At 41.1% G+C, this 26,478-nt stretch carries 27 protein-coding genes and 1 pseudogene; 20 read left to right on the plus strand and 8 right to left on the minus strand.

The genetic code is table 11. From position 1 onward, the window contains the following. Positions 1 to 497 precede the first annotated feature (497 nt). A complete protein-coding gene (locus tag B7P33_RS13855) occupies positions 498 to 1,928 on the plus strand; it encodes an L-serine ammonia-lyase (protein ID WP_097442611.1) in 1,431 nt (476 codons plus the stop codon). 198 nt (positions 1,929 to 2,126) lie between these two features. Here B7P33_RS13855 and B7P33_RS13860 read toward each other — a convergent pair whose 3' ends face one another. Both B7P33_RS13860 and panB read right to left on the minus strand, forming a co-directional pair. Beyond that, positions 2,127 to 2,813: an RluA family pseudouridine synthase gene (locus B7P33_RS13860; protein WP_097442612.1), complete on the minus strand. Its 687-nt coding sequence runs from the start codon at positions 2,811 to 2,813 to the stop codon at positions 2,127 to 2,129. Positions 2,814 to 2,882: 69 nt separating this feature from the next. After that, positions 2,883 to 3,701, minus strand: a complete 819-nt coding sequence (gene panB / locus B7P33_RS13865) for a 3-methyl-2-oxobutanoate hydroxymethyltransferase (protein WP_097442613.1) — start codon at positions 3,699 to 3,701, stop codon at positions 2,883 to 2,885. A gap of 107 nt (positions 3,702 to 3,808) precedes the next feature. Here panB and B7P33_RS13870 point away from each other — a divergent pair, with 107 nt between their 5' ends. The 10 genes from B7P33_RS13870 (at position 3,809) to B7P33_RS13915 (ending at position 13,256) form a co-directional block, all read left to right on the plus strand. Further along, positions 3,809 to 4,276, plus strand: a complete 468-nt coding sequence (locus B7P33_RS13870; protein WP_097442614.1) for a 3-methyl-2-oxobutanoate hydroxymethyltransferase — start codon at positions 3,809 to 3,811, stop codon at positions 4,274 to 4,276. A 698-nt stretch (positions 4,277 to 4,974) separates the two neighbouring features. Continuing rightward, a complete protein-coding gene (locus B7P33_RS13875; RefSeq protein ID WP_245871797.1) occupies positions 4,975 to 6,156 on the plus strand; it encodes a tyrosine-type recombinase/integrase in 1,182 nt (393 codons plus the stop codon). A gap of 58 nt (positions 6,157 to 6,214) precedes the next feature. Further along, positions 6,215 to 7,156 (plus strand): DUF6602 domain-containing protein, encoded by a 942-nt coding sequence (locus tag B7P33_RS13880; RefSeq protein ID WP_097442615.1) that lies wholly within the window; start codon positions 6,215 to 6,217, stop codon positions 7,154 to 7,156. Positions 7,157 to 7,337: 181 nt separating this feature from the next. After that, positions 7,338 to 7,943 carry a hypothetical protein gene (locus B7P33_RS13885; protein WP_141402491.1) on the plus strand — a complete coding sequence of 202 codons (606 nt, stop codon included), beginning with the start codon at positions 7,338 to 7,340 and terminating at the stop codon, positions 7,941 to 7,943. A gap of 232 nt (positions 7,944 to 8,175) precedes the next feature. Then, positions 8,176 to 8,565 carry a helix-turn-helix domain-containing protein gene (locus B7P33_RS13890; RefSeq protein ID WP_097442617.1) on the plus strand — a complete coding sequence of 130 codons (390 nt, stop codon included), beginning with the start codon at positions 8,176 to 8,178 and terminating at the stop codon, positions 8,563 to 8,565. Continuing rightward, positions 8,562 to 9,428 carry an IS3 family transposase gene (locus tag B7P33_RS13895; RefSeq protein WP_097442618.1) on the plus strand — a complete coding sequence of 289 codons (867 nt, stop codon included), beginning with the start codon at positions 8,562 to 8,564 and terminating at the stop codon, positions 9,426 to 9,428. The genes B7P33_RS13890 and B7P33_RS13895 overlap by 4 nt, the downstream gene beginning before the upstream one ends. 38 nt (positions 9,429 to 9,466) lie before the next feature. Then, positions 9,467 to 10,078 (plus strand): hypothetical protein, encoded by a 612-nt coding sequence (locus B7P33_RS13900; protein WP_097442619.1) that lies wholly within the window; start codon positions 9,467 to 9,469, stop codon positions 10,076 to 10,078. A gap of 143 nt (positions 10,079 to 10,221) precedes the next feature. After that, positions 10,222 to 10,785: an NIF family HAD-type phosphatase gene (locus tag B7P33_RS13905; RefSeq protein ID WP_097442620.1), complete on the plus strand. Its 564-nt coding sequence runs from the start codon at positions 10,222 to 10,224 to the stop codon at positions 10,783 to 10,785. 204 nt (positions 10,786 to 10,989) lie between these two features. Next, complete coding sequence (locus B7P33_RS13910) at positions 10,990 to 12,411, plus strand: pyridoxal phosphate-dependent decarboxylase family protein (protein WP_097442621.1); 1,422 nt, start codon at positions 10,990 to 10,992, stop codon at positions 12,409 to 12,411. A gap of 2 nt (positions 12,412 to 12,413) precedes the next feature. Further along, entirely contained in the window at positions 12,414 to 13,256 is an 843-nt protein-coding gene (locus B7P33_RS13915) for a bifunctional helix-turn-helix domain-containing protein/methylated-DNA--[protein]-cysteine S-methyltransferase (protein ID WP_097442622.1), read from the plus strand. A gap of 454 nt (positions 13,257 to 13,710) precedes the next feature. Here B7P33_RS13915 and B7P33_RS13925 read toward each other — a convergent pair. Continuing rightward, positions 13,711 to 13,852 (minus strand): annotated as a pseudogene (locus tag B7P33_RS13925) (integrase core domain-containing protein); the annotation flags it as partial. A gap of 729 nt (positions 13,853 to 14,581) precedes the next feature. Here B7P33_RS13925 and B7P33_RS13935 point away from each other — a divergent pair. From B7P33_RS13935 to B7P33_RS13970, 8 genes are all read left to right on the plus strand, one after another. Then, entirely contained in the window at positions 14,582 to 14,959 is a 378-nt protein-coding gene (locus B7P33_RS13935) for a DUF2200 domain-containing protein (protein ID WP_097442626.1), read from the plus strand. A gap of 138 nt (positions 14,960 to 15,097) precedes the next feature. Beyond that, complete coding sequence (locus tag B7P33_RS13940) at positions 15,098 to 15,679, plus strand: Crp/Fnr family transcriptional regulator (protein ID WP_097443000.1); 582 nt, start codon at positions 15,098 to 15,100, stop codon at positions 15,677 to 15,679. Positions 15,680 to 15,755: 76 nt separating this feature from the next. After that, complete coding sequence (locus B7P33_RS13945) at positions 15,756 to 16,391, plus strand: hypothetical protein (RefSeq protein ID WP_172435955.1); 636 nt, start codon at positions 15,756 to 15,758, stop codon at positions 16,389 to 16,391. Between the two features lie 217 nt (positions 16,392 to 16,608). Beyond that, the gene (locus B7P33_RS13950) at positions 16,609 to 17,475 is read left to right on the plus strand and encodes a helix-turn-helix domain-containing protein (RefSeq protein ID WP_097442628.1); all 867 of its coding nucleotides are present in this window, start codon (positions 16,609 to 16,611) and stop codon (positions 17,473 to 17,475) included. Between the two features lie 116 nt (positions 17,476 to 17,591). After that, positions 17,592 to 17,951: a DUF4242 domain-containing protein gene (locus tag B7P33_RS13955; protein ID WP_245871798.1), complete on the plus strand. Its 360-nt coding sequence runs from the start codon at positions 17,592 to 17,594 to the stop codon at positions 17,949 to 17,951. A gap of 207 nt (positions 17,952 to 18,158) precedes the next feature. Next, positions 18,159 to 18,545 carry a VOC family protein gene (locus B7P33_RS13960; protein WP_097442629.1) on the plus strand — a complete coding sequence of 129 codons (387 nt, stop codon included), beginning with the start codon at positions 18,159 to 18,161 and terminating at the stop codon, positions 18,543 to 18,545. Between the two features lie 91 nt (positions 18,546 to 18,636). After that, entirely contained in the window at positions 18,637 to 19,443 is an 807-nt protein-coding gene (locus tag B7P33_RS13965) for an MBL fold metallo-hydrolase (RefSeq protein WP_097442630.1), read from the plus strand. A 158-nt stretch (positions 19,444 to 19,601) separates the two neighbouring features. Further along, positions 19,602 to 20,225 carry an FEKKY domain-containing protein gene (locus tag B7P33_RS13970; protein WP_097442631.1) on the plus strand — a complete coding sequence of 208 codons (624 nt, stop codon included), beginning with the start codon at positions 19,602 to 19,604 and terminating at the stop codon, positions 20,223 to 20,225. Here the strand turns inward: B7P33_RS13970 and B7P33_RS13975 are convergent. The 5 genes from B7P33_RS13975 to B7P33_RS13995 form a co-directional block, all read right to left on the minus strand. Continuing rightward, entirely contained in the window at positions 20,197 to 21,408 is a 1,212-nt protein-coding gene (locus B7P33_RS13975) for a M14 family metallopeptidase (RefSeq protein ID WP_172435956.1), read from the minus strand. The genes B7P33_RS13970 and B7P33_RS13975 overlap by 29 nt on opposite strands. Positions 21,409 to 21,547: 139 nt before the next feature. Next, positions 21,548 to 22,078: an NADPH-dependent FMN reductase gene (locus B7P33_RS13980; protein WP_097442633.1), complete on the minus strand. Its 531-nt coding sequence runs from the start codon at positions 22,076 to 22,078 to the stop codon at positions 21,548 to 21,550. Between the two features lie 37 nt (positions 22,079 to 22,115). Beyond that, positions 22,116 to 22,547 (minus strand): MarR family winged helix-turn-helix transcriptional regulator, encoded by a 432-nt coding sequence (locus B7P33_RS13985; RefSeq protein ID WP_097442634.1) that lies wholly within the window; start codon positions 22,545 to 22,547, stop codon positions 22,116 to 22,118. A 219-nt stretch (positions 22,548 to 22,766) separates the two neighbouring features. Continuing rightward, positions 22,767 to 24,437 (minus strand): formate--tetrahydrofolate ligase, encoded by a 1,671-nt coding sequence (locus B7P33_RS13990; RefSeq protein WP_097442635.1) that lies wholly within the window; start codon positions 24,435 to 24,437, stop codon positions 22,767 to 22,769. A 100-nt stretch (positions 24,438 to 24,537) separates the two neighbouring features. Next, positions 24,538 to 25,242: a potassium channel family protein gene (locus B7P33_RS13995; protein ID WP_097442636.1), complete on the minus strand. Its 705-nt coding sequence runs from the start codon at positions 25,240 to 25,242 to the stop codon at positions 24,538 to 24,540. A gap of 140 nt (positions 25,243 to 25,382) precedes the next feature. Here B7P33_RS13995 and B7P33_RS14000 point away from each other — a divergent pair, with 140 nt between their 5' ends. Further along, a complete protein-coding gene (locus B7P33_RS14000; protein ID WP_245871799.1) occupies positions 25,383 to 26,468 on the plus strand; it encodes a vWA domain-containing protein in 1,086 nt (361 codons plus the stop codon). Positions 26,469 to 26,478: the final 10 nt, after the last annotated feature.

A 26,478-nucleotide genomic window follows, 5' to 3' on the forward strand; every position in this document is an offset into this window, starting at 1 on the left:
TACGAAGTGGGAAAAAATTAGTGTAATTAGTGAAATTCGTGTCAACCTTTATTAATGTCCCAATTTAGCAATGGGTTAATTTGATAATGTGCCGATTTGAAGATTTAAAAATGAGGCAGGAAGTTCGAGCTACCAAGTGGGAAGTACGAAGTGGGAAAAAATTAGTGTAATTAGTGAAATTCGTTTCAACCCGTGTTAATGTAGCAATTTAACAATGTACCCATGTAGCAATGGGGTTATTTGATGATGTGCCGATTTGAAAATGAAGTTACTATCACATCACAATTCATACGAAAATCCAAACCTGGTTTTTCTTTGGGCCATCTTATATATCAATAATCCGTCGAGATCGATTTAAGCAGTAATCCCAACCGGTACGGAGGTCTACATTCTGTTGAAAAACAAGGAAGTTTAAAAGAGACCGATTACGAATTTTATAATTCCCTAGGCCTTCCGTAGGATTATTGATAATTTGGCTCCGCAAAAATTGGTGGAAAATGGAGTTCATAAGTGTTTTCGATATGCTTAAAATCGGGGTGGGTCCGTCTAGCTCCCATACCTTAGGGCCTTGGCGTGCCGCCGAGCGCTGGATCGCCAGTCTCGAAAAAGAGGGGCGTTTACCCCAACTCAAAAGCATTCATGTAGACCTGTATGGTTCTTTATCACTTACCGGTAAAGGCCATGCCACGGATCTAGCCGTAATCTTAGGTCTTTTCGGGGCCGACCCGGAACGTTTTCCTGTGGCCGACATAGACCCGACCATTAGCGATATACAAACACGTAAACGCCTTCGTTTAAATCCCAACGTTGAAATCGATTTTGACCCGGAAACACACATTACTTTCCATAAGACATTTTTAGAATTCCACCCCAATGGCATGCAGTTTACCGCCCATTTTACCGATGGTGGTTCTACTTCGGAGCATTACTATTCCATCGGTGGTGGTTTCGTGGTACAGGAAAACGAAGAACCTTTGGCCGAAGAGGCCACCCAATTACAAGCTTTCCCTTACCCCATTACCAAAGGCACCGAATTGGAGGCCTATTGCGAAAAACAGGACAAATCGATTTCGGAAATCGTTTGGCAAAACGAACTTGCCTTGCGTTCGGCCGCCGAAATTGACAGCAAATTACAACGTATTTGGCATACCATGCTAGAGTGTATGTATATCGGTTGCCATACCGAGGGTACCCTACCCGGTGGACTCAACGTACGACGTCGTGCCTTTGACACCCACAAAAAACTAATGACGGGTACTGTGCCCCATTACGAAGACCCTGAAAGTTGGTTACACGCCATACGATGGACGGAAGTGAAATTCAGGCAGATTTTAAAATGGGTAAGCTGTTTTGCGCTAAGTGTAAATGAGGTCAATGCTTCTTTGGGCCGGGTGGTAACGGCACCCACCAACGGAAGTGCCGGGGTAATACCTGCCGTGCTGATGTACTATTTGGTCATTGAAAACCACGAGGCCGGTTTTGACGAAATCAAACGATTTTTACTGGTAGCCGGGGAAATTGGCAGCATTTTCAAAAAAGGAGCTACCATTTCGGCCGCTATGGGCGGTTGTCAGGCCGAGATCGGGGTATCGTCTGCCATGGCTGCGGGCGCCTTATGCGAATTGTTAGGCGGTAGTCCGGCCCAATGTCTAATGGCCGCCGAGATAGCCATGGAACACCATTTGGGCCTCACCTGCGACCCTATCAATGGCTTGGTACAGGTACCTTGTATAGAACGGAATTCCATGGGGGCCATTAAAGCCATAAACGCTGCCGAACTCGCCTTGGATTCCGACCCAAAAAATGCCCGTATTCCGCTAGATACCGTGGTGAACACCATGTGGGAAACCGCCAAAGACATGAATACCAAGTATAAAGAAACCTCGGAAGGCGGCCTGGCCGTTGGGGTGTTTTTAACGGATTGTTAGTTGGTTAGTTTGCTAGTGGGATAGTTTGCTAGTTAGGTTATTTTGTTCGTGGTTCGTGGTTCGTGGTTCGTGGTTCGTGGTTCGTGGTTCGTGGTTCGTAAAATTGTTATTTTCAACTACATACTTCCAACTTCGCACTTCCAACTTCGCACTTCCAACTTCGCACTTCCAACTTCGCACTTCCAACTTCGTACTTTACTAACTTATTTGCTGCCAAATTCCAGTGGGTGGCACTGGGGCTTCGATACAAATCGGTTCTTTTTTTACCGGATGGGTAAAGCACAGTTTACGGGCGTGTAGGCAAATGCCCCCGTCGGGGTTTGAACGTTTGGCACCATATTTAAGATCGCCTTTGATATGGGCGCCAATGGCATTCAATTGGGCGCGTATTTGGTGATGCCGGCCCGTTAGCAAGTCAATTTCCAAAAGCTGGTAACGCTCCAATCGTTTTCGGATGGTATAGAAGAGTCGGGCCTTTTTGGCATTGGGTACTTCTTTATGGTGGGCGTAAGATTTGTTTTGTTTGGTATTACGCACCAACCAATGCTGCAGCTCGCCCGATTCGGGAATACGGGTATTTTCTACCAAGGCCCAATAGGTCTTTTGGGTATCTTTTTCGGCAAAAAGTCGGTTCATTCGCGACAAGGCCTTGGAGGTACGTGCAAAGACCACCACCCCCGAGGTAGGCCGATCTAAACGATGGACCACCCCCAGAAAAACCGCCCCTGGTTTTTGGTACTTGGCTTTTAGATAGGCCTTTACCAGATCGGGCAAAGGTATATCGCCGGTTTTATCGCCCTGCACCAAATCACCTACCCGTTTGTTTACGGCAATCAGATGATTGTCTTCGTAGAGGATATCCAAATTATGGAGATTGGATTTCATGGGAGAAGGTATAAGGTTTTGTTATACCGTGGCATATGGCCGCTAAGGTTTAAGAAAACCCTTGGCTATTTAATACTGTTCTTGCTCGTTGGGAAAATCACGTTCCTTTACATCGGATACATATTGGCCAATAGCCTTACCCATTTCTTCGTACAGGTTCATGTAGCGGCGTAAGAACCGTGGGTTGAACTGATGGGTAATACCCAAAAGATCATGGATTACCAATACTTGTCCGTCTACACCACCGCCAGCACCGATTCCGATAACAGGAATGCTGACGCTTTCGGCCACTTCTTTAGCCAAGGCAGCCGGAATTTTTTCGAGTACAATGGCAAAGCAGCCCAATCTTTCGAGCAGTTTGGCATCTTCTTTTAAGCGTTCGGCCTCTTCGGCCTCTTTGGCCCTCACGGTATAGGTCCCGAACTTATATATGGATTGTGGTGTTAGTCCTAAATGCCCCATAACCGGAATTCCGGCTTTTAGGATCCTTTTGATCGAGTCTTTGATCTCGGCCCCACCTTCAACCTTAATGGCGTGTGCCCCACTTTCTTTCATGATGCGAATAGCGGAGCGCAGTGCCTCTTTGGGGTCGGCCTGATAGCTTCCGAAGGGGATATCGACCACGATCAAGGCCCGGTCAATGGCCCGGACCACCGAAGTGGCATGGTAGATCATTTGGTCGAGGGTAATGGGTAGGGTAGTTTCGTGTCCGGCCATAACATTGGAGGCCGAATCGCCTACCAAAATCACATCTACCCCGGCACTATCTACGATTTTGGCCATGGAATAATCGTAGGCGGTCAGCATAGAAATACGTTCGCCATGGTTTTTCATGTCGATCAACGACTTTACGGTGACCCTTTTGTATTCTTTTTTGGCTACGGACATAACTTTTATTTAAACAGGCCTAAAAGTACGTGATTTTTTGCGCAATCGATGGAAATGGGCCCATCTGAAATACATATATTGTAGCATCGATTTAAAAAACGTTGAAAATGAGAACAATTACTTTCGTATTTCTACTGGCCTGTGGTACACTCTGGGCCCAATCGGATGCTGAAAAAGCCGTGGAAAAACAAATCGCCGATTTTTTTGTGGATTTCCAAAACCGGGATACCGCTAAGGTGCGCTCCTATTTTAAGCCGGGAGCGGTATTACAGACCATTGGCCGTGACAAGGAAGGGAAAAGCAGGCATCGAGTTGATGATTTTGAAAAGTTCATAGGTTCGTTGGTACAGATACCCGATAGCATACAGTTCGCAGAAAAAATATTGGCCTACCACATAGAAATAGACGATAATATGGCCAGCGCCTGGACGCCCTATGAATTTTATATCAACGGGAAGTTTAGGCATTGCGGTGCGAACAATTTCCAATTCTTTAAAAACCAGGAAGGCGAATGGAAAATAATTCATTTGGTTGACACGCGTCGACGGAAAGGATGTAAGTCTCTGGCCCCCTAACCCCCAAAGGGGGAACCTGAAACTTGGGTGGAAAGTTCAGGGTTTATTGTTCATTGTTGTAGTTCCTGGTTTAGGATTCGTGTATCAGAAGGGTTGTAGATGGCTATATCGGAGACTTCGGACTCCAGATTTTGTACTTCCTACTTAGTGCTTTGTGGTTCGCGGCTCGCGGTTCGCGGTTCGTAAAACACTTATTTTCAATCACATAATTCCAACTTCGCACTTCCTACTTCCGAATTCGTACTTCCAAATTCACACTTCCAACTTCGTACTTAGTACTTTGATAGTTTTGGTATGCTGAGTAAGGTTTTAATCGATGCATTAGATTCTGGTGTATTTTCCTGGTATGGTTTTATGCCTTGTAGAATGCCGTTGCGAATAACGGATTTCCGCATTAGGGATTGAGGCCTTGTGGAGCTCGTTGCAAACAGCGACGGCCGAAAGCCCGACCCTGCCGCTATTCCAATGTTTTATGGTTAGCACGGGTTCCGGGAGCCGGCAGGGGAATGCCCAGATAGTTATTAGATTTGAGACGTTAGATGTGAGATACTAGATGCTAGTTATTAGTATTGAGAATTTCCCCTTAACTGTTTTTATCGGGCTTTTACCTAAAAACCAGGTATTTGGAATGGATCATAGACCGTTTTTGTCGCTAAAATTCACTATTTTATAGGGTCAATTAATCGGCTACAATACCTATGGATGGAAAGCGAAAAAAAACGGTTACCCTTTGGGGTGCGATGCATAAAGGGGCGCATCAGATCATAATCAGGTTTGGGTACGACCCTGAGCTGAACCAGCGTGTGCGGGGCATACAGGGGGCTCGGTATAGCCGAACGCATAAGGCTTGGTATGTGTTGAACACATCGGCTCATTTGAGGCGGTTGAACCATGTATTTCATGAGGTGGCGCACATAGATCATAGTTTGCTTTTGAACACGGCCAAGGGTAAGCCTAAAACGCGGGTATTGACCCAGGCACAGCGCGATGTTCTGAACGGGTTTTACCGCTTTATGCAGGGCCAGCGCTATAGTGCGAGTACGATACGGACCTATTCGAATTTAGTGGCCGATTTTGTAGAGTTTTTGCGTGAAAAACCCATAAACTCTTATGCATTGGCCGATGTGAACCGTTTTTTGGAAGCGGTGTTTATTCCGAAGCGGCTATCGGTAAGTACGCATAGGCAGTTTATCAGTGCTTTAAAAGTATTTATAATCTTTATGGATGGGGAGTGTTCGATTGCCCTCGATGACCTGGTACGGCCGAACAAGGCGCGAAGTCTGCCGACTGTACTTTCGCAGCAAGAGGTAATTGATTTGATACGATGTACCCGGAATTTAAAACATCGGGTGGTTTTGGGCTTGCTATACTCCGCCGGGTTACGCATTGGGGAGCTTTTAAAACTGAAGATAAAGGATATTAATTTTGACCGACGGATTATTTATATACATCAATCTAAGGGTAAAAAAGACCGTTATGTACCCCTGGCCGAAAGTATGTTGCCTTTATTACGGAATTATTGGGCGACTTTTAAACCCAGTGTATTCTTGGTTGAAGGTCAGGCTGGCGGGCCTTACTCGGCCAGTAGTATTCGGAAATTTTTGGGTCGGAGTTGTAAGCGTGCCCGAATATACAAGCCGGTTACGCCGCATACCTTACGGCACAGTTATGCTACGCATTTATTGGAAAACGGGGTTGGGTTGCGGCATATTCAGGTGTTATTGGGCCATGCCAAGCCGGAAACGACGATGGTATATACCCATGTGGCCAAAAGCGATTTGATACAGATCGAGAGTCCGTTGGACTCGATGATGAAGCAGTTAGGCCCGGGAGATATTCGCGACGAAAAGTTCCTGCTATCCCGCAACAGTAATTTTTAATACCGTATTTTAGTGGGGGTATAACAAGTTGTAACACATACCCAAAAGACTGTATACTATGACAAATGACCTTATCGATTTTATGCACTCACTTACGAGACAGATAAGTGATGAGTATAAAAGAATACAAAAAAGGTCAACAGAAGACCCTGGTACTGCAGGTGATCAAGGTGAAGAAAACTGGGCTACTATTTTTAAAAATTGGCTACCCCCAGATTACCAAGTTGTAACAAAAGGTAGACTCTTGAATGAAAATGGAATTGCCAGTCCACAAATTGACGTGATAATTCTTCATCCTTTTTACCCGAAACATTTGTTAGATAAAAAACTATACTTAACTGCCGGTGTAGTTGCCGCATTCGAATGCAAAAATACTTTGAAAGCCTCACACATTAAAAAGTCTATAGAAAACGCAAAAGAAATAAGAAAGCTAATTAAACTTCACATATCAGATTACAAAAAAGAACTTTACAGTCCAATAATTTATGGTCTAATATGTCACTCCCATTCTTGGAAAAACAAAAAATCCAATCCCATTGATATAATTGAAAAACACTTAAAAGATAGCGACACTCAAATCACAGAACATCCAAGAGAGTGCCTCGATTTTTTATGCATTAGTGATTTAGCAGTTTGGACGAATTTTAAACAAGCAAAAACGATAAACGTTTACGAGAATAATGGAAAACCATTTTATAATTGGGTAGATGGAGTACAAACGGCATATGGTCGTTCTGACAGATTTATGTACCAAGAAGATTCGGATGTTTGTGAAAACTTTACGCCAATAGGAACTTTTCTTTCTAATTTGTTTAGAAAGTTAGCTTTTAGAGACCCAAGACTGAAAGACTTTTCTCTATATTTTAATCAAGCAATTGGTGCCGGAGCATATTTAGATTATAGAAATTGGCCAGAGCATACTTTATCTGAAAAAGCAAAGACTGATTTAAGGATAAACGCAGTTGAATACGATAAGCAAGGATACTTAAGTGATGAATAAAGTACGTGTTACAACAACGGCTATACTCAATACGGGTGTCCGTTCATAGGGCCAACTGGGCGGATTGTCAGTACCGCTCGCGATTTTGTATCTTAGTTACTCAAATAAAAAATAACCTCCCGAAAGCTTTCGGGAATAAAAAACGGTCGCTAGCTTCGGGGCCTGTCCAAAAGAATAGCGCTTGCCCGCAACCCGTACTAAGCATAGCCAAACCCGTTGTGCAACATTTGAAATGACATTCGAAATAGGAAAATACCAAGTTGAACTATTAGACGACTCTGACTATAATCCAGACTCGAATGACAATCTGAATAAGTATTTAAAAAACTATTTAACGGAATCTGATTTCGAACTACCAACGAAAATCGGAATAAAAATATTGGAAAACGGAACCGAATTAAATAGTGTAATAATTGGAGCTGAAGGCGGAGCAACTGGACTGCACAAAACTTCACAAATTGTTGACTCAAATCGGATTGTAATATGCTGTTCTGATTCTGTTTTTTGTTTGGATTTGCCAACTCTTAATCTTAATTGGAAAACTAAAGTAGATATGGCAGCCGCTTATGAGATATTAAAAATAGAAAATGGATTTATCATTCACGGAGAACTGGAAATAACGCGAATTGATAGTGACGGGAAAATAGTATGGCAAAATGGTGGAGCTGATATTTTTGTCTCGCGAAATGGAAATGAGGACTTTGAAGTAAAAGATAATTTTGTGAAAGCAACTGATTGGGACAATCGAATTTATAAATGGAATTTAAACGGAGTAGAAATTGAATGAAAAACGTTGCACAACAATGTATAACCGCAATTACGGCGGATTCCACCACCCTTCGACAAGCTCAGGGCAGGCTAGAATCCACTCGGAATTGCTAAGGCTTGCGGCCTAACCATAAAACCTTTAACTTCAATCCCATAACTGCGGTTATACGAGACCGTTGTACGCAAGCTAAAAAACGGTACTTTCCTGAAATAGGTTGACTAAAAATTAGACAACTTATAATACTTACTAGATGAATCAGGAAAAAGGACCCTGCCGAAAAAAAGGGTATCAAAAAGCTACTTTCGAACACAAACTTTTCGTTATTGACCAAATCCTTAATGGACGGATTTCGATTAACCATGCCTCAAAAAAATATGGGATATCAAGGTCTAGCATCGATTATTGGATTAAAAAATATAGTACCTTGGAACAACAAACCAAGGCTATGGACAAGGACCAGCAGATTAAAAAACTAAAAGAAAAGATCGAGGAACTGGAGTTCGTAAAGGACTTTCAACAGGATGTCATTGCCGATATGGAACTTATTACAGGAGTCGATATGGCAAAAAAGTCTTTACCCAAAACATTGGCAAACGAGATAGAGAAAAAGAAAAGAGACCGTTTAAAAGAAAATGGTTGATACAATGTTTTGGGATCAGTAAACAGGCCTTTTACAAACGCCTTAAATCTCAAAAACACAAAGAAAGACAACATAGGGTGTTGCTTGAAATGGTACGTGGTTGCCGCTTGCGTATCGGAAGCCAACTCGGTGGGTTAAAGCTATACCACGAGCTCAAACCGGAGATGGAATCGGCAGGGATAAAAATGGGACGGGACCGGTTCTACCGCTTCCTAAGAACCCATAACCTACTGGTACGTAAAACAAAACGATATCATATCACCACCGACTCAAGACATCATTACCGCAAATTCAAAAACCTGGTAAAGGACAAAATACCTACGGCCCCAGAACAATTATGGGTAAGTGACATCACTTATATCAAAACTGAAAAAGGACACAATTACCTCGCCTTGGTAACCGACGCCTATTCAAAGAAGATCATGGGATACAAACTTGCCGGACATATGCGCACAGAACTGTGCTTAGATGCACTTAAAATGGCCCTGGGCAACAGAAAATACAAAAAAAGAAAGTTGATCCACCACTCCGATAGAGGGTTCCAATACTGTAACCCTACCTATGTGAAGTTCGCAACCGACAACCAAATGCATATCAGTATGACAGAGCAATACGACCCATACCAAAATGCAATCGCAGAACGTATAAACAGAACCTTAAAATATGAATATGGACTAAAACAAACCATCAAGAACACCACTCTGGCCAAAAAAATGACCAAAGAGGCCGTGTATATTTACAACAATCTAAGACCCCATTTAAGCCTGGATATGGGTAAACCCAATGAGGTACATCGCAACCCTACCGTAAACTGTAAATCCTACCGGAAAAATACCGTAAATTTAGTTCCGTTAACCAACTAAAATGACCGAAAAATGGTCAACCTATTTCAGTATAATACATGAGAATTATTCAAAAAAAACTTTTCTTAAGTAAAGAAATTGAAATTAAGGACAAACATGTTAAATTAAAAAGTAAAGATTTAACTGGATCCCAAGAACTAATTATACCTATAGAGGAATTTGATATTTCTCGAATTGTATATCAAAAAAATACAGATAATGTTATGCTTGTCATAACGCTAATCTTTGGATTTTTTTTTATAATCAATATTTTAAACCCTGCCAATTACTCAGACGATGGCGAGGGATTAATCGGAGTACTTATTTTCCTATTTTCAATTACATCATTATGTTCATTAATTACATATGTTAAGTCAAAACATATTGTTTTAATACCAACTTTAAACAATGGATATATTGAAATTTTTAGATCCAGGCCCAATGAATATGAAGTGGATAATTTAATTGATTATTTAGATAAGAGAATAGCCGAAATACTGAAAGATAAATATGGTACAATTGATAAAGATTTACCAATTGAACACCAATTAATGAATTTGAAATGGTTACATGAGAGAAAGGTTATTACTGATTTGGAGTTTGAAAAATTGAAATTTGAATTAACGGGAAATCAAAAGGGCACAAATTCAATTGGATATTATAACCAATAACTACACCCAACAATGTATCCGCAAATTACGGCGGATTCGACTACCGTCCGAATCCACTCGGAATTGCTAAGGCTTGCGGCCTAACCATAAAACCTTTAACTTCAATCCCATAACTGCGGTTATACGAGACCGTAAGCAATTTGATGAATGAAACGGAAAAAATATTATTAATTCTTGATTTAGACGAAACTCTAATTCACGCGACTGAAAAAAAACTGGAAATTGAACCTAACTTTCAGTATGCGGAATATTATGTTTATAAAAGACCTCATTTAATTGAATTTCTGACTGAAATGAGTCAATATTTCAAACTTGCGGTTTGGTCATCTGCTGACGATAAGTATGTTAAAGATGTTGTGGAATTAATTAAACCAACTGAATTGGAATTGGAATTTATTTGGGCTCGCAGTCGTTGTACAACAAGACGTGATTATGAGTTAGATAAATATGTTCGTGAAAAAAGATTAAAGAAAGTTAAAAAACAAGGTTTCCGACTTGAAAAATCTCTCATTGTAGATGATTCGCCCGAAAAAACAAGGGATAATTTTGGAAATGCAATTTATGTTTTACCGTTTGAGGGAAACCAAAACGATAATGAACTGATTTCACTATCCGAATTTCTTAAATCAATTAAGGATTCCGATAATGTGAGAAGGATTGAAAAAAGAGGTTGGAGGAATGTAAAAACTGCTTACAACAATGTATAACCGCAATTACGGCGGATTCGACTACGTCCGAATCCACTCGGAATTGCTAACATATGTGCCAAACCAAAAATTAACGTATATTTCCCCGTAAAAGCGGTTATACGAGACCGTTAACAACCACACCAGCGGAGAAAACCGCAAGAATCGGGTTTTATAGCAAAAGAACATTTTAGAATTTCGTCAAAAAATAAAACGATACATAAAATGAATTTTGATTTTGACGAAAAACAACGCAAAGAAATACTAAATACTGTTTCACAAAAAATAGAGCATTTTTACACTAATACTAAAGATTACAGTACTACACCAGAACTTAACTTACAAGAAATTAGAAATATTATAGCATCTGAAAATTTAGTTTCTGGAACCGAACCAAACAAAGCTATAGAGCATATAATAACCGGACTTGAAAATTATTCTGTTCATACACCACATCCAAAATATTTTGGTTTATTTAATCCTCGAGCAAATTTTGCGGGAATTATTGCAGATTTTATAACCGCTTCTTATAATCCTCAATTAGCAGCTTGGAGTCACGCTCCTTTTGCCGTTGAAGTAGAAGCTCACCTAATTAATCAGTTTATTGAAAAATTTGGCTTAAATCCAAAAAAATCAGACGGAGTTTTTACAACTGGCGGAGCTGAAGCAAATTTAACTGCTGTATTATCTGCATTAAATAATAAACATCCTGATTTCGCTAAAAACGGAATGTTTGGTTTAGATAAAAAACCTGTTATTTTTTGTTCTCAAGAAGCACATCATTCTGTGCAAAAAGCAGCGAAAATTGCAGGCTTAGGATATGAATTTGTTAAAACAATTCCCACGACTAAAGATTTAAAAATAGACACTGATTTATTAGAAAAAGAAATCAAAAACCTAAATAATTCAACACATAGCCCATTAATGGTTATTGGTACAGCAGGTACAACTGGAACAGGAACAGTAGATGATTTAGAAGCTATTTCAAAAATTTGTAAAAAAAATGGCATTTGGTTTCACGTTGATGCCGCTTATGGTGGAGGAGCTGTTTTAAGTTCAAATCTGAAACACATACTGAAAGGTATTTCTGCTTCCGATTCTATAACTTTTGACGCACATAAATGGATGTCTGTTCCTATGGGAACAAGCGTATTCTTGACTTCTCATCAAGAAATTCTAAACAAAACATTTAGAATTACCACAGAATATATGCCTAAAGAGGCAAATGAATTAGAAATTGTTGAACCATTCTCACATTCCATTCAATGGTCAAGACGATTTATAGGTTTAAAAGTCTATTCATCTTTATTATTTTACGGTTGGAATGGTTATGAAAAAGTAATCAATCATCAAGCTAAAATGGGAGAATATTTAAGAACTAAACTAACAGAAAATAATTGGATTATTAAGAACAGTACCGAATTACCCGTAATCTGTTTTACACACCAAAAATTTGAATCGGATGCAAATTTCACAAAAACCATTTTAGACAACATTCTGGCTAAAGGAAATTCTTGGATATCGGTTTATCCAATAAAAAACGTTCCAACATTTAGAGCTTGTATTACAAATTACAATACAACCGAAACAGAAATAGACGAATTAATTGAAGAATTAAATAAGGAAAGAAAAGCATATCAAGATTGATTATGTCAAATAATACAAATACATATCATTATGATAAAATAGCAGAAGCTATTGAATATTTAGATGAGCATTTTAAAGAGCAACCTACTCTAGATGATATTGCTGAACATTTAAATATCAGTTCTTTTCATTTTCAAAGATTGTTTAAAGATTGGGTTGGTGTTACACCGAAAAAATACATTCAATTTTTGAGTGTAAATTATGCCAAAAGCAAACTTAAAAAAGATAAAAACACATTGTTTGATACTGCATTAGACACAGGACTTTCAGGTACTAGTCGTTTACACGATTTATTTATAAACATAGAAGGAATGACACCAGGAGAATATAAAAACGGAGGTAAGAGCTTAAATATAAACTATAGTTATGCAGAGACTCAATTTGGTGATATTTTGATTGCTACTACTAAAAAAGGAATATGCCATATTGCTTTTGTAGATAATAAAAAAGAGGCATTACAAATTTTAATAAACGACTTTCCAAATGCGAGCTACCAACAAAAGGTTGATAAAATTCAACAGGAAATATTGATGGTTTTCTTAAATGACTGGGATAAACTAAACGAAATAAAATTACATTTAAAAGGCACTGATTTTCAATTAAAAGTTTGGGAGGCTTTATTGACTATTCCTAAAGGAAAATTGGCGACCTATGGAGAAATTGCAAAAAAAATCGAAAAACCAAAAGCTTCAAGAGCTGTAGGAACAGCAATTGGAAGTAATCCTATTGCTTATTTAATTCCTTGTCATAGGGTAATTCAATCTTCTGGAAAAATAGGTGGGTATCGCTGGAATCCAATCAGAAAGAAGGCAATAATAGGCTGGGAAGCATCAAAATTAGATTAAAAACGCCTTACAACAATGTGTCCTATAAGTAATAGCGGTTTAAGTGATAAAACGAGAGTTTAGAAATAAAACAAAGGTCAGTACAAAACCGAAAGGTTGTGAATAGAAACCCGCTACTACTCATACACTAGACCGTTGGCATTAATATTGACTGACCTACCACCAAATTTATGGAAAACGAATTTGCTAAAGTAATGTCCGAAAGGACAGACCAAGAATTAATTAAAATTGTAACTATCGAAAGAGGCAAATACAACTCGACTGCAATCGAGGCAGCCGATGCGGAAATTTTTAAGCTTCCCAAGATTCGAACTGCGAATTATTCCAAAGTTATATATTTTTCGTTTTAAAATAGGATTGATATTTCTTCATTGTTTCGTTTGCTGTCAATCCTGTTTTAAAATGCGCCCAGCGGCAGCGACACTATGTTCTTCGGCAAATTTTATCGGGGATAGCCCACACAGGGAATCATGGGGCCTGTAATGGTTATAATCATGAATCCAGATTTGGGTATGTTCCCGAACCTGGTCTAGATTGTCAAAAATGTATTTATCCAGTACCTCTCGCCGGTAACTGCCATTAAATCGTTCCACGAAAGTGTAAGCCTCCCTTAAAATCGTATTAAAATAACCATTATAGTGCATTGCGGCCAATCTTCTGATCGTACTTCAGTCTCAATTCGCTATCTTTCAGCTATGACGGAAAAGTAGGTTGATCATTTTACCAAACGAACCATACAGAATACCGTTAGTTTTATTGTAACCGAAAACATAATCATTACCTAATAATTGAAAAAGTCAACACTATATTCAGTAATCAGAATCGTAATAGCAATAGCTCCTTTTATTCCTTTGTCCATAGCTATTTATAATAGAAAATATGACCATTGGATCCCACCTGTTATTGAGCTACTGGCACTGGGTCTATTTATAATATCAATTTTATATCTATTAACAGAACTGTTAATAATGAGCTCTAAAGGCCTAAAAGGGAAAGTAAAGAATAATTTTATGCTCCTAATGGCATCTACATTAGTTTTTTCCGTACTTGTCTTCACTTTCAATTTATGGACTTAAATTTATCTTAGGTACCAACCAGCAAGAAAGCCCGTCGAGAACCCGCTTATTTTCATTTGCAAGGCGGGTGTAACACATTTCAGCGGAACAAAATACTGTTACTCAAATTTTTGGGAAGATGGCTCGCCTTCGATTTTTTATACATTTTCTTTCATATTTGAAACCTATTCATTTTTTGCTTGGTCGGTACAAGTGATGAATTAAACCCCTATCTTAAGCTCAGCATGGATAATTCAAAATGTGTATACGATGAAAACCACACCTGAACATGATGCTCGCATTGCCAAAATGACATTTGCCTCGGTGTATCCGCACTATCTGGCCAAGGTGGAGAAAAAAGACAGGACCAAAAGTGAATTGCATCAAGTGATTAGCTGGTTAACTGGTTTCAACGATCAAAAGATCAAAGAAGCCATAGATAACAAGGTCACATTTGAGACATTTTTCGCGCAAGCCGATCTAAACCCGGCCGCTCATCTGATCAAAGGCGTGATTTGTGGTTATAGAATTGAGGATATTGAGACGCCATTGACGAAACAAGCTAGGTATCTCGATAAATTGGTAGATGAACTGGCCAAGGGAAAACAAATGGACAAAATTCTGCGTCAAATAGAAAGGGGAAAATAAGGTTGATTACATAAAAACGGATTCTGCTCGATTAGCATTCGATTTTTCCGAAGTATCACACGTAATTTTCTAATGACTATATTTCAAAGCCCTAACGCTTCATTAAAATCTCAAAATAACCTCACACACCAACTGAAAATGGAATACGATTTGATTTTGAAGAATGTGGGTCGATTTATAACACTGGATCAAGTTGAAAAAGAATTTTTCCTGTCTTTGTTTGAAGTCAAAAGATTTAACAAAAAGGAATTCCTTCTTAGGGCCGGAGACATTGCACGATTTGATTATTTCACCAATAAAGGTTGTCTAAAAATCTACAAAATCGATGAAAAAGGTACCGAGCATATATCTATGTTCGCCATTGAAGATTGGTGGTCTGGCGATATGGCCAGCTTTATTCTACAAAAGCCTTCTCATTACTACATTCAGGCCCTGGAAGCGTCTGAGGTGCTGCAGATATCCAGAAGCAACTATGATCTACTTTTTGAAAAAATCCCAAAATTTGAACGTTTTTATAGAATACTGTACCAAAGATCTCTGGTCTCATTTATTGAACGTTCCGATCAAAACAATTCATTGCATGCAGAAGAAAGATATCGTAGTTTCATTCAAAAGTATCCCTCACTAATACATCGGGTCTCGCAAAAGAATATGGCAGCTTACCTTGGCGTAACCCCTGAATTTTTAAGTGTCCTTCGAAAAAAAATGCTGGCCAAATGATTTCTTAATATACCTTATTCTTTTCTTCTTCAAAGCAGGGGTTCTTTGAAGCATGAAAAAGGTTGCCCTAATTATAATGTTTGGCATATTGGCTTTACAGAACCATGCTAAAGCCCAAATTACCCAGCTCGAATTTGCTTCGGGAATGGCCAAAACCGATTTCACCTATTTTGCGGCCCAACCCATGAACGAAAAAGAAACCTGGTCCCTGGCAACCTTGGCCTTTTTTCAAAAATACCATGAGCATGAAAACTTCATTTTCGACGAACTCGGGGTACAAACCACAGCTTTTTGGCAATTAAGCAACTCCATTTCAATCGGACCCTCGCTCTACTACAACAGTGTTTCCGGTTTTTCCGAAAGAATCTCTTTGTTATTCGGCTTTAGAACCAAACACCTCTCACTCAAAATCATTCCCTCAATAGCACATATGGAATTGACCCATTTTATTAATGGGGAAATATTTCTTCAATTGACATTTACACAACCCCTTAAAAAAGAATGGCAATTCATGTGCCATGCGACAATACTAACACATTGGGATAAGTTCGAGGTGCATTCTAGAAGTTTCCAGCAATTAAGGGCCGGTATTTCATACAAGAACAATCAATTTGGACTGGCGGTAGACTTGGACCGATACGGAAACCAACCCATTCAAAGAACCTCTATGGGTCTTTATCTTAGAAAAACATTCATATCAACAAAAAAATGATACCCCCTACCCCCCCCTTTTAAAGATGGCCAATTTTCTAATTAAACCAAGCCAATAGAAGAAATACGGCACCCCAAGCGGGGATATATATCCAAAATAAACCGGATAATGCGCTTTGGAATTCGAAAAAAAACCACATTTAAGGGACATAGTTATCTAACATACAGTATTTTGTAACTTTATACTAGAAACAAAAAAGTATTCAAAATCGGTCCGTATGAATATCTATGAAGTACATAAGGCAAATCCGGATGTATTTACCCAACTAACCCTAAAAAACCAGTTGTTCTGTTATTATGAGTGTCCGCAGAAAGAAAAAATTATACAACTCTACTCCAACCACAACCAAATTACCTTTACCCTTAGCGGACAAAGAAAACTACACCATGGCGATAAGCAATGGACCCTGACCCAAGAAAAGGGTTTTTTGGTTAAAAGAGGCGCCTTTTTTCAAGAGATTACCGATGACTATTCTGACTGGGTTGTTTTGGTGCTATACCTTAAAGACGATTATCTGAAAAAGGTTTTTGAAGAGTTCAGGCCCCATTTCGCCTTGCAAAACCTACCTAAGGTGGCTATAGATATGATCCAAAGCTTCACCTTGAACGACAAGATCCGTAATAGTTGTCAAAGCCTACTCCCCTATTTTTCACAACCCCACCTGCTACCGGATAGCATTTTCGAGGGCAAGTTTAAAGAACTCTTGTTCAATCTACTAGTTCATCCGGAGAACAAGCAAATCTTGGCTTATATCAATCAGATCGTAGACGATTATACCATTCCCATATGGGAGGTTATGGAATCTAATTATGCCTACGACCTAAAAATCTCGGAATATGCCGAAATCGCCAATAGAAGTACCAGTACCTTTAAGCGCGATTTCGTAAAACACTATCAAACCTCCCCGGGCAAATGGTTAACGGCCAAAAGGCTCGAAAAGGCTACCCTGCTGCTCGAAACTTCGCAAAAACCTATTAGTGATATTACCTTTGAATGTGGTTTTAAGAACGTATCGCACTTTAGTAAGATCTTTAAAAACAAATACGACCTAAGCCCAACCGAATACAGGGAGCAGCATCGCTAATAGTCAAAAAAACGCTTTGGACCAAATAACAAAAAGTTTGACTTTTTAAGAAAAACCGAGACAGACGCCCTACTCTAAATTTGCAATGAATCTAGTAATCATTAAAATTTAGAATTATGAAAAATCTACTCGTATTACCGCTGTTATTGTTTTTTACGTTCAGTACCACCCACGCCCAAAAGAAAGTAGAGAACAAATCTGAAATGAAAACCTACGTTATCGAACGTATTATTCCGGGTGCCGGAGATTTAACAACTGCCGAACTGAAGGATATCTCCAAAAAATCTTGTGATGTACTTAAGGAAATGGATAGTCCCATTAACTGGATGCACAGTTATGTAACCGACGATAAGGTCTATTGTGTTTACCAAAGCAAAAGCAAGGACTTGATCTTGGAACATGCCAAAATATGTGGTTTCCCGGCGGATTCCGTCTCTGAGGTAGCCAATGTAATTGGCCCGGAAACCGCTAAGTAATTGCCTATAACCTGCACCGGTTATCCCAGTTGTACGATACTACAGCATTTCGTAACCTTTGGCAAGCGAAAGATGAAAGCCGTATCCCGTAATGGAGATGCGGCTTTTAGCTGTGTTGAACCTTTAGTATAAACCCAAGTATTGCAAAACCCATTGCCCTAGAAAACCGTAACTTTAGACATCCTCGGTACATCAAACTAACCAAGTATGCGCATAGAACATCTGGCCCTTTGGGTCTCGGATTTAGAAAAGATGAAGGCTTTTTATCTAAAGTACTTTGAGCTGGAATCCAATAAAAAATACTTCAACCCTAAAAAAGACTTTAGTTCGTATTTTTTATCCTTTGCCCATGGTGCACGTATCGAATTGATGCACCGGCCCGATATCGCCAGTATTTTGGCGGAAGCACACCCAAAACTTGGCTTGGCCCATTTTGCCATTTCTTTAGGGTCAAAAGAAAAAGTAGATATACTAACGGAAACCATACGAAAAGATGGATACACTGTGGTTGGCGCCCCTAGAACTACTGGTGATGGGTATTATGAAAGCGTAATTTCCGACCCGGAAGGAAACCTGATTGAGATTACCGTATAAAAAATGGGGCGAATATCACTAAAGACAAACCAATAAGTGACTACCCAGTCTCACTGAAGAATCTTATCTTTATAACCTTAAAGACACGATTTTGGTAGTAGATCAATCCTATGATTTTGGGCCGGTAAGCGGCTTTCGTTTTGGTAAAACCCTTTTCGGCCCGGTAAAACTGTCTGTTTTAATCTACCATATAGACGGTCTTTTGATCGACACAGGCGCGCCCAATATGCGTGGTCCCATTCTCGACCGACTTTCCGACCTGCCCGTAAATCAGATTTTCCTGACCCACCACCACGAAGACCATTCCGGTAACGTACCTGCCCTTCAACAGGCGTTTTCTTGCAAAACCTTTACGACTACTGCCTGTGCCCAAGTAATGCGTACCCCCCCGAAAATGAGTTTGCCCCAACATATGGTTTGGGGAAAATACCAGGCTATTCACAATATGGAAGTTGTGGAAAATTGGCTTGAAACAGAAAACTATCGTTTTGAAATTATTGAACTGCCCGGACATGCTTCGGATATGGCCGGCTTGCTGGAACAGAACCAAGGCTGGTTCTTTTCTGCCGACCTTTACATACACCACTATATCACTTATTTTAAACGGGACGAGCATATGGGCCAGCAAATCGCTTCCCTCAAAAAAGCCTTGTCCCTAGATTTCGACACCTTGTTTTGTGCCCATAATCCGCAATTGGAAGGCGGAAAGGAAAAACTACGGCAAAAATTGGCCTTTCTCGAAGATTTTAAAGGTAAGGTGGACCAATATGCCCAAATGGGACTCGCCCCGAAAGAGATTCTCAAAAAAATGGCCCTGAAAGAAAAAACCATGATGCGTTTTATGTCAGGCGGAGAGCTATCGGTAATCAATATGATTCGAGCGGCACTCAAACCTTGAACAACCCCTTGATAATAACTCGATTCAGGGTAAAACCATTCAAAACACTATCCTATCCTAAGTGCTAGATTAACAACTTGTTAAGAATTATAAATTTGCTTATCTTTACCCTCGGATTCCGTTAGGCATCCCATCATCAATCAATCAAACAGCACATCATGAAAACCTTATTTCCCCTTTTGGGCTTTCTCCTGTTATTCTTTGGAACTGGCCACGCCCATGAAGATGGCATCCAAATTCAAGTAATCGTTAAAAACCATACGGCCTATCCGCTTTCGGAGGGTACTCTTTTTATAGCCGAACTAAACCAAAAAGTGGCTGTTACCGACAGTGGTTCCTTTACGTTGAACTTACCCAAAAAAGGCAAATACCACTTCAGTTTTGCCTCGCCACAGTTTAGGGCCTATCTCGATTACCCCAAACGTATTTCGAACAAAAAGAACACCATTACTATAGTATTGACCGAGGTTAACCTAGACCAACGTATGCAACCGGATACGGCACTCCTGTGGGACGAACCCTTTTTTATCATCCATGGAAAGGAAGCAATACCTACTAACGAAAAACAAAAACGATTTACCCAAAAATATGGGGTCGTTTTTAAGGTTCAAGATTGCCGGACCGACCCCGTTAGTTTCCGATTTGCTTTGGAACACAATCGGGAAGTTTCCGATTATTTAGACGGTCGTTATGGCGATCGCTGGCGTAAAGAACTTTCCCAAACCCCTTTTGGCCTCGATTTGGATATGCCCCTTAAAGCCCGGACATCAATAATTCCATAAGTACCTCGGCCGAAACCCGGCCTTTTTCCTTGATAAAATCACGAGGGGTATCGTCACCGATCTCATAGGTAACGCTTTCGGCTTTAAACTGGTTATAGAACCATCCTTTGGAGACCGGAAGCCCAATTCCACTAGGGCTATCATTGATACTATCTAGGGCCAGACCCTTTTGTATCCCGGCCAGCCAAGCCTTGGTTAAGCCCGGTTTCGTGGTTTTTACCGTCTCATCGAAAGTGTAATATACGTCTTTGTACGTACTATGGAAATCGAGTCCCATGACCACTTTGCTCTTGGCTTCGTTTACCGTGCTTACCATATGTTGGGTCAACTGTTTTATCTCATCTTGGTGGTAATGGGCCCAATCGCGGTTCATATCCACACCGCCCGTATTATGCCTAAAATGGCCTAGATCTACCCCATCCGGATTTAAAATGGGGTACACCAACACCCGATGGCTTTTAAGGAAGCCATTTTTGCCGCCTTGGTCGATCAAGGTCTCCACAAAGGCTTGCATGGCCAAATAGCCGGTTACTTCCGGTGGGTGTTGCCTACTGATAATGATCAGCGTAGGTTTCTTTTTCGTATCACCGAATCCGATATCGAGGTATGGTAGTTCACGTCCCATTTTAGAGGTACCGGCAGTATGGGCACTAACCCCTTTATGCTGGGCCATTTGAGCCGCCCAGGCCCCTACCCGCTTACTATCGTGAATTTCTTGGGCCGCCACCCATAGGGTATCCGAAGACAGCTGAAGTTTTAAAGTAGCCGATTTGTCGGCATGTACTTGGACCATGGCAGTATCTAGCAATTGCCACTGCTCCCCGTCGGTACTGATCTTTGGGGCATACCTATGAAAATGATCGCCATAATCGAGATGGATATATCTTGTAATTTCGGTATCGGCCCAAAGTTTAAAGGCGTACCACGGACTCGGGTTAATGGGACTGTTCTCTGGTCGGATCAAAGCCCGTATGGTGGAATCATTCTCCCGTTCAAATCCGTTTAAACGGGCCGAGGCAAATTGGTTTGAAGCTTGAACGCCCAACACACTGAACTGTTTTTTTTCTTGAAGTTCAATAGGTTTGCTAGTCGTATCAACAGCTTTAGGGAAATTATGGGTGCTGTATTTATACCCACTACAAGAGGCCAAAACGAAAAAGGCCAAGACTCCAATTCTTTTCACATACGTCATTTAAAAGCTACATTCTAGGTTTGAATCATCTGTTTGGTTTCGATTAAGAAACCGCTATAAACCACCCAATGTAACCAAAGGTTGTGAAAAGAAAAAGAATCTTGGCCCAATACTTTTGAAACCTCTTGAACTATAGCGCTTGGGAAAATTTTTCCAAGGCCTGATCAAAAGTTTTTTGCAGTTCCCCATCGGCCAAACCGTTTTCGGTAAAATTTTGGCCAAATGACGGTAGGGCGAACTGAGCTACCACCTGGGCCCCCAAATGCGGAAAACTTTGGGCGGCTGTGGCCAAAACCGTGGCCCCACCCCTACCTCCGGGCGATGTAGCCATTAACAACATAGGTTTCTCCTTCCAGATTTTCATATCGATTCGCGATACCCAGTCCATGGCATTTTTAAAGGCGGCACTGTACGATCCGTTGTGCTCGGCCAAGGAAAGTACAATACCATCGGCACCAGCCAATGTATCGTTCAATTTTTGGGCGTTCTCGGGAATTCCGGCTTCACCTTCAAGATCTACACTATACAGCGGTAGTTCGAAATCGTTCAAATTTAAAGGTTGCACCTGTACATTTGGTACTTGATGCGCGGCATAGCTAGCCCATTGGGCATTGATGGATTTTTTACTGGTACTTCCCCCTAAGGCAATAATTGTTTTCATGATGTGTAACGTTTTTTGAGTTATACCCTTGCGGGCATTATGATTTTATATTCGATTTTAATTTCTTGATCAATGCCGCCAAGGTCTCTAGTTCGGCCTCGGTCAGGTTCTCTGCCATGGGATCGTGAAGGGCAGCCACTTTTATGTCGAGTTTTTCCAACAATTCCAGGCCGGCATCCGTGATGACAATATCCATTTTCCTGCGATCGGTACTACATAAAGTCCTCTCAACCAAACCTCTACCTTCCAATTTATCGACAATACGGGTTACATTGCTCGATTTTTGCAACATACGCTCTAAAATGGTGTTTACGGACAAGGGTTTCCCTTTCGCCCCGCGCAGGATCCGCAATACATTGAACTGGGGTTCGTAAATATCAAATTCCCGTAATTCTTGACTCACCCTATGGGTAATCCAATGTCCGGTTTTGATTATTTCCATGACCGCTTCGTAATAGGCCTTATTCATGTCAGTACATTATTTGTAGGTACAAATATAACACAAAAAACAATCCCCTACCTTAACAAGATGTTAAAACAGGGGATTATATCTAAAGGTTAAATTCATCATTTATAGTTTCTAATGCGCTTCGACTGCCTTCCTTCGGCAGACACGGCGCTCAGCATGACATAATAAGACCGTTTTGATGCACCTTAGATAAAATAACAACAACAAATCGAAATCAGACTATGACAACCCAATGACATTTCCCTCGGAGTCCAAGTCCATTTGCTCTGCGGCAGGTACCAATGGCAATCCCGGCATCCGCATCACTTTACCGGCAATAGGCACCAAGAATCCGGCCCCATTGGCCACTTCGATATCGCGAATATGCAATACAAAATCTTTGGGCGCCCCTACCGCTTTGGCATTATCACTAAAGGAATACTGGGTTTTGGCAATACAAACCGGCAAGGTGTCGAGTCCGTTTTCATGAAGCGATTTCAACATTTTTAAGGCAGCAGCCGAATAATTCACCCGAGCCGCCCCATAAATTCGCTTGGCTATGGCCTCTACCTTTTCCTCAAAACTCAAACGAAGGTCGTACAACAGTTTAAAATCGTTTTTGCCTGCCTCGATCTCATCTACCACCGCCTGGGCCACCAAAGTACAACCGGCACCACCCTTGGCCCAGCCTTGGCTTAATTCGGCCCGAACACCTTCGGCACTGCAGAGTTCCTTTAATCGGTTCAATTCTTCTTGAGTATCGGTAGGAAAGGTATTGATAGCCACCACCGGATTAACCCCGAATTTTCTCATATTGGTAATATGGCGCCTTAAATTGGGCATTCCGGCCTCCATAGCAGCCACATTGGGCTCTTTTACCTGATCCTTAGCCACGCCCCCATGGAATTTTAAAGCCTTTACTGTGGCCACCAAAACCACGGCCTTGGGTTTTAGGTTCCCGTACCTACATTTGATATCGAAGAATTTCTCCGCCCCTAAATCAGCTCCGAAGCCAGCTTCGGTCACCACATAATCGGAAAGTGACAAGCCCATTTTAGTACCGATGATCGAATTGGTTCCTTGGGCAATATTCGCAAAAGGTCCGCCATGTAACATGGCCGGATTCCCCTCTAAAGTTTGTACCAAATTGGGTTTTATGGCGTCTTTCAACAAGATAGCCATGGCCCCGGTTACTCCAAATGCCTTGGCAAATACCGGTTTTTTATCGAAGGTGAAGCCTACGAGTATATTATCTATACGCTCCTTAAGTTCGTCTATGGTATTCGATAGGCATAAAATGGCCATGATTTCGGAAGCTGGGGTAATATTAAAGCCATCTTCGCGTGGTACGCCGTTAAAGGTCCCCCCTAGCCCTATGGTAATCTGACGCAGGGCTCGGTCGTTCATATCCATCACCCGTTTCCAAAGTACGGTTCTGGGGTCTAGGCCTACACTGCGTTTTCCGTGTTGTATATTGTTATCAATGGCCGCGGCCAACAGATTGTTCGCTTTTTCAATAGCGGCAAAATCGCCCGTAAAATGCAGGTTGATATCTTCCATAGGCACCACTTGGGAGTAGCCCCCTCCTGCGGCACCACCCTTCATACCAAAAACGGGTCCCAAAGAAGGCTCGCGCAATACGGCCATGGTCTTTTTCCCGATTTTGTTCAGACCGTCAGTCAATCCGATGGATACGGTGGTCTTGCCCTCTCCGGCCGGTGTTGGCGACATGGCACTGACCAAAACCAGATTTCCTTGGGCTACTTGGTCTTCGTTGATATATTTTAAAGGAAGTTTGGCCTTAAACCGTCCGTACTGTTCTAAATCGGTATCGGCAATACCTAATTTTTCAGAAATTTCGGTAATGGGTTGTAATTCGGCCTTTTGTGCTATCTCTAAATCGACATTCATTTTTGTTGGAGTTTTTGCAAATTTCGTAATTCCAACGCAATTTTATTGTGATTATAGTCATAGCATTGCCGACGATCTTAGCCGACCCTATGCCAAGCTACTAATTTTTCTTGCGTTTGTTGCCTTGGCGGATGTATTTTTCCAAGACCACGGCCATAATGATCACATTGTAAAATTGGCCCACCATACCCAATAAAAATGATGCTTTACGGGCCACTGGACTCACCGGGACTATATCACCATAACCGATGGTAAGCAAGGTTACGTAGCTGTAGTACAAGAGTTCATCGAGACGGGCCTCCCAACCTATTTCGCCTTCACTTAAACCCCTAAAAGCCCCATTATCATCCATATAAATCGAGGTACAGAGAAAAAATCCCATTAATCCCAATGAGATAAAACCACTTATGGATCCAAAGATGACCCTACGATCCACCCATTTGGCATCCCAAACCTGCTTGATCAAATTCAAGGTTACCACCGCGAAAAAAGAAAAATAAGTGGCCATCATCACATAATTGCCCCAACGCCCTATCTCAGCATCACGATCAAAGGGCGAGCCTACCAAGAAAATGGTCAGTAATAACAAAGCCGCAAAAAAGATAATGGTCTTTTTAAGTTTGGCGATCAACACCATACCAGCCAACAGGTTCAACCATAAGAAAATGGGACTGATAATATTGGCATAGACCGCTCCGGGGAAGAACAAGGGTCCGAACAGTAGGATCACTTGGGTAATGAAGAAGTTTATAAACCGGTGTTCGTACAACCAATCTTTGGCCGATTTCCATAGGGTACGGGGCATAACACATTTATTTAATACCGTTGTGGCACGAAAATTGGATCTAAGGCCCAAAGCCAATAGGCCGACAATACATTGGCCCCGGTGTTGAATACTTAAAGTAAAAATAAGACGTTATGTTAACAACTCAAAAGACGATGAAAATGAAAATTAACGCGCTGTTTACCGGCCTTATCATGGCCTTTCTATTGATTTCTTGTGGAAATTCGGACGATGATGTGGCTTTCGGACTCAATACCGGTAGCCTAGGATTGGGTAAAGAAGTGGACCCATGCTTGGGCTTAGGGGAAAGCGATTTGGTACTCTCCATACAAGATCAATACACCAGTTTACCCGGAAAAATATCGATTCTCTTTAAAGTATCCGAGACCGATGGCACCCCAGTAGCCGGACTCAAAGCCGAGCAATTTACCATTTACGAGCAAGGCCGTAACGATGCTTGTTTCAATACCATTTCGGCCTCGGAATCCTTTGCACGCATTTCGCCCAACGCCCAAAAATTCAACAACCATACGCTATTGGTTCTCGATCTAAGTAATAGTGTACTAAGCGGTAGTTTGACCGAACTGAAAACCGCATCGAATAGTTTTATAGATCAGGTTTTTCCTGACAACCCCAGCAGTGCCTTTAAAATGGGCATCTATTGGTTCGATGGGGAAGCCGAATTACATCAACTGCATGACTTCAGTGCCGATCCGGAAGCATTGAAAGCTGCAATAGATGACATTAAAACGGATATTAGCAACGATCCATCTACCAATCTATATGGTGCCGTAATCGAGGCTACCGACAAGGCCGAAGCTATTATTGCCCAAAACAAAAAGGAAGAAGTTATAGGCGCGGCCTCTATCGTTGTATTTACCGATGGTACCGATCAGGCAGCCCGTTTTTCTGAAAGTGAGGTAACCAATAAAGTAAAGAACGCCAATGCCAATATTTCTTACTTTACCATAGGTTTGGGCTCGGAAATCGATACGCAAATATTGGCCGAAATCGGTAAAACCGCCAGCGTTATAGCCCAAGACAAAGCCGAATTGGAGGCTACCTTTAATGCCATCTCGGTAAAAGTGGCCAATCAGGCAAACAGTTTTTATTTGTTTGAATACTGTACGCCCAAACGTGACGGTAGTGGCGAAAACAATTTGGCCATCAAATTGCAGCACAACAACCTACAAGGGGCGGTTCAGACCAAATTCAACGCTTCCGGATTTACGGGAGGTTGTGAGTAATCAAAAGCTA

This window comes from Sediminicola luteus (assembly GCF_002514735.1).
In the GTDB taxonomy this organism is placed as follows: domain Bacteria; phylum Bacteroidota; class Bacteroidia; order Flavobacteriales; family Flavobacteriaceae; genus HQA918.

Coding starts and splice junctions, on each gene's coding strand:
- panB (WP_097442613.1), bottom strand. CDS start 3,701: ATGTCCGTAGCCAAAAAAGAATACAAAAGGGTCACCGTAAAGTCGTTG.
- B7P33_RS13980 (WP_097442633.1), bottom strand. CDS start 22,078: ATGAAAACAATTATTGCCTTAGGGGGAAGTACCAGTAAAAAATCCATC.
- B7P33_RS13985 (WP_097442634.1), bottom strand. CDS start 22,547: ATGAATAAGGCCTATTACGAAGCGGTCATGGAAATAATCAAAACCGGA.
- B7P33_RS13940 (WP_097443000.1), top strand. CDS start 15,098: ATGGAATACGATTTGATTTTGAAGAATGTGGGTCGATTTATAACACTG.
- B7P33_RS13855 (WP_097442611.1), top strand. CDS start 498: ATGGAGTTCATAAGTGTTTTCGATATGCTTAAAATCGGGGTGGGTCCG.
- B7P33_RS13960 (WP_097442629.1), top strand. CDS start 18,159: ATGCGCATAGAACATCTGGCCCTTTGGGTCTCGGATTTAGAAAAGATG.
- B7P33_RS14000 (WP_245871799.1), top strand. CDS start 25,383: ATGAAAATTAACGCGCTGTTTACCGGCCTTATCATGGCCTTTCTATTG.
- B7P33_RS13900 (WP_097442619.1), top strand. CDS start 9,467: ATGAGAATTATTCAAAAAAAACTTTTCTTAAGTAAAGAAATTGAAATT.
- B7P33_RS13995 (WP_097442636.1), bottom strand. CDS start 25,242: ATGCCCCGTACCCTATGGAAATCGGCCAAAGATTGGTTGTACGAACAC.
- B7P33_RS13970 (WP_097442631.1), top strand. CDS start 19,602: ATGAAAACCTTATTTCCCCTTTTGGGCTTTCTCCTGTTATTCTTTGGA.
- B7P33_RS13950 (WP_097442628.1), top strand. CDS start 16,609: ATGAATATCTATGAAGTACATAAGGCAAATCCGGATGTATTTACCCAA.
- B7P33_RS13890 (WP_097442617.1), top strand. CDS start 8,176: ATGAATCAGGAAAAAGGACCCTGCCGAAAAAAAGGGTATCAAAAAGCT.
- B7P33_RS13955 (WP_245871798.1), top strand. CDS start 17,592: ATGAAAAATCTACTCGTATTACCGCTGTTATTGTTTTTTACGTTCAGT.
- B7P33_RS13915 (WP_097442622.1), top strand. CDS start 12,414: ATGTCAAATAATACAAATACATATCATTATGATAAAATAGCAGAAGCT.
- B7P33_RS13990 (WP_097442635.1), bottom strand. CDS start 24,437: ATGAATGTCGATTTAGAGATAGCACAAAAGGCCGAATTACAACCCATT.
- B7P33_RS13860 (WP_097442612.1), bottom strand. CDS start 2,813: ATGAAATCCAATCTCCATAATTTGGATATCCTCTACGAAGACAATCAT.
- B7P33_RS13870 (WP_097442614.1), top strand. CDS start 3,809: ATGAGAACAATTACTTTCGTATTTCTACTGGCCTGTGGTACACTCTGG.
- B7P33_RS13910 (WP_097442621.1), top strand. CDS start 10,990: ATGAATTTTGATTTTGACGAAAAACAACGCAAAGAAATACTAAATACT.
- B7P33_RS13945 (WP_172435955.1), top strand. CDS start 15,756: ATGTTTGGCATATTGGCTTTACAGAACCATGCTAAAGCCCAAATTACC.
- B7P33_RS13935 (WP_097442626.1), top strand. CDS start 14,582: ATGAAAACCACACCTGAACATGATGCTCGCATTGCCAAAATGACATTT.
- B7P33_RS13880 (WP_097442615.1), top strand. CDS start 6,215: ATGACAAATGACCTTATCGATTTTATGCACTCACTTACGAGACAGATA.
- B7P33_RS13875 (WP_245871797.1), top strand. CDS start 4,975: ATGGATGGAAAGCGAAAAAAAACGGTTACCCTTTGGGGTGCGATGCAT.
- B7P33_RS13905 (WP_097442620.1), top strand. CDS start 10,222: ATGAATGAAACGGAAAAAATATTATTAATTCTTGATTTAGACGAAACT.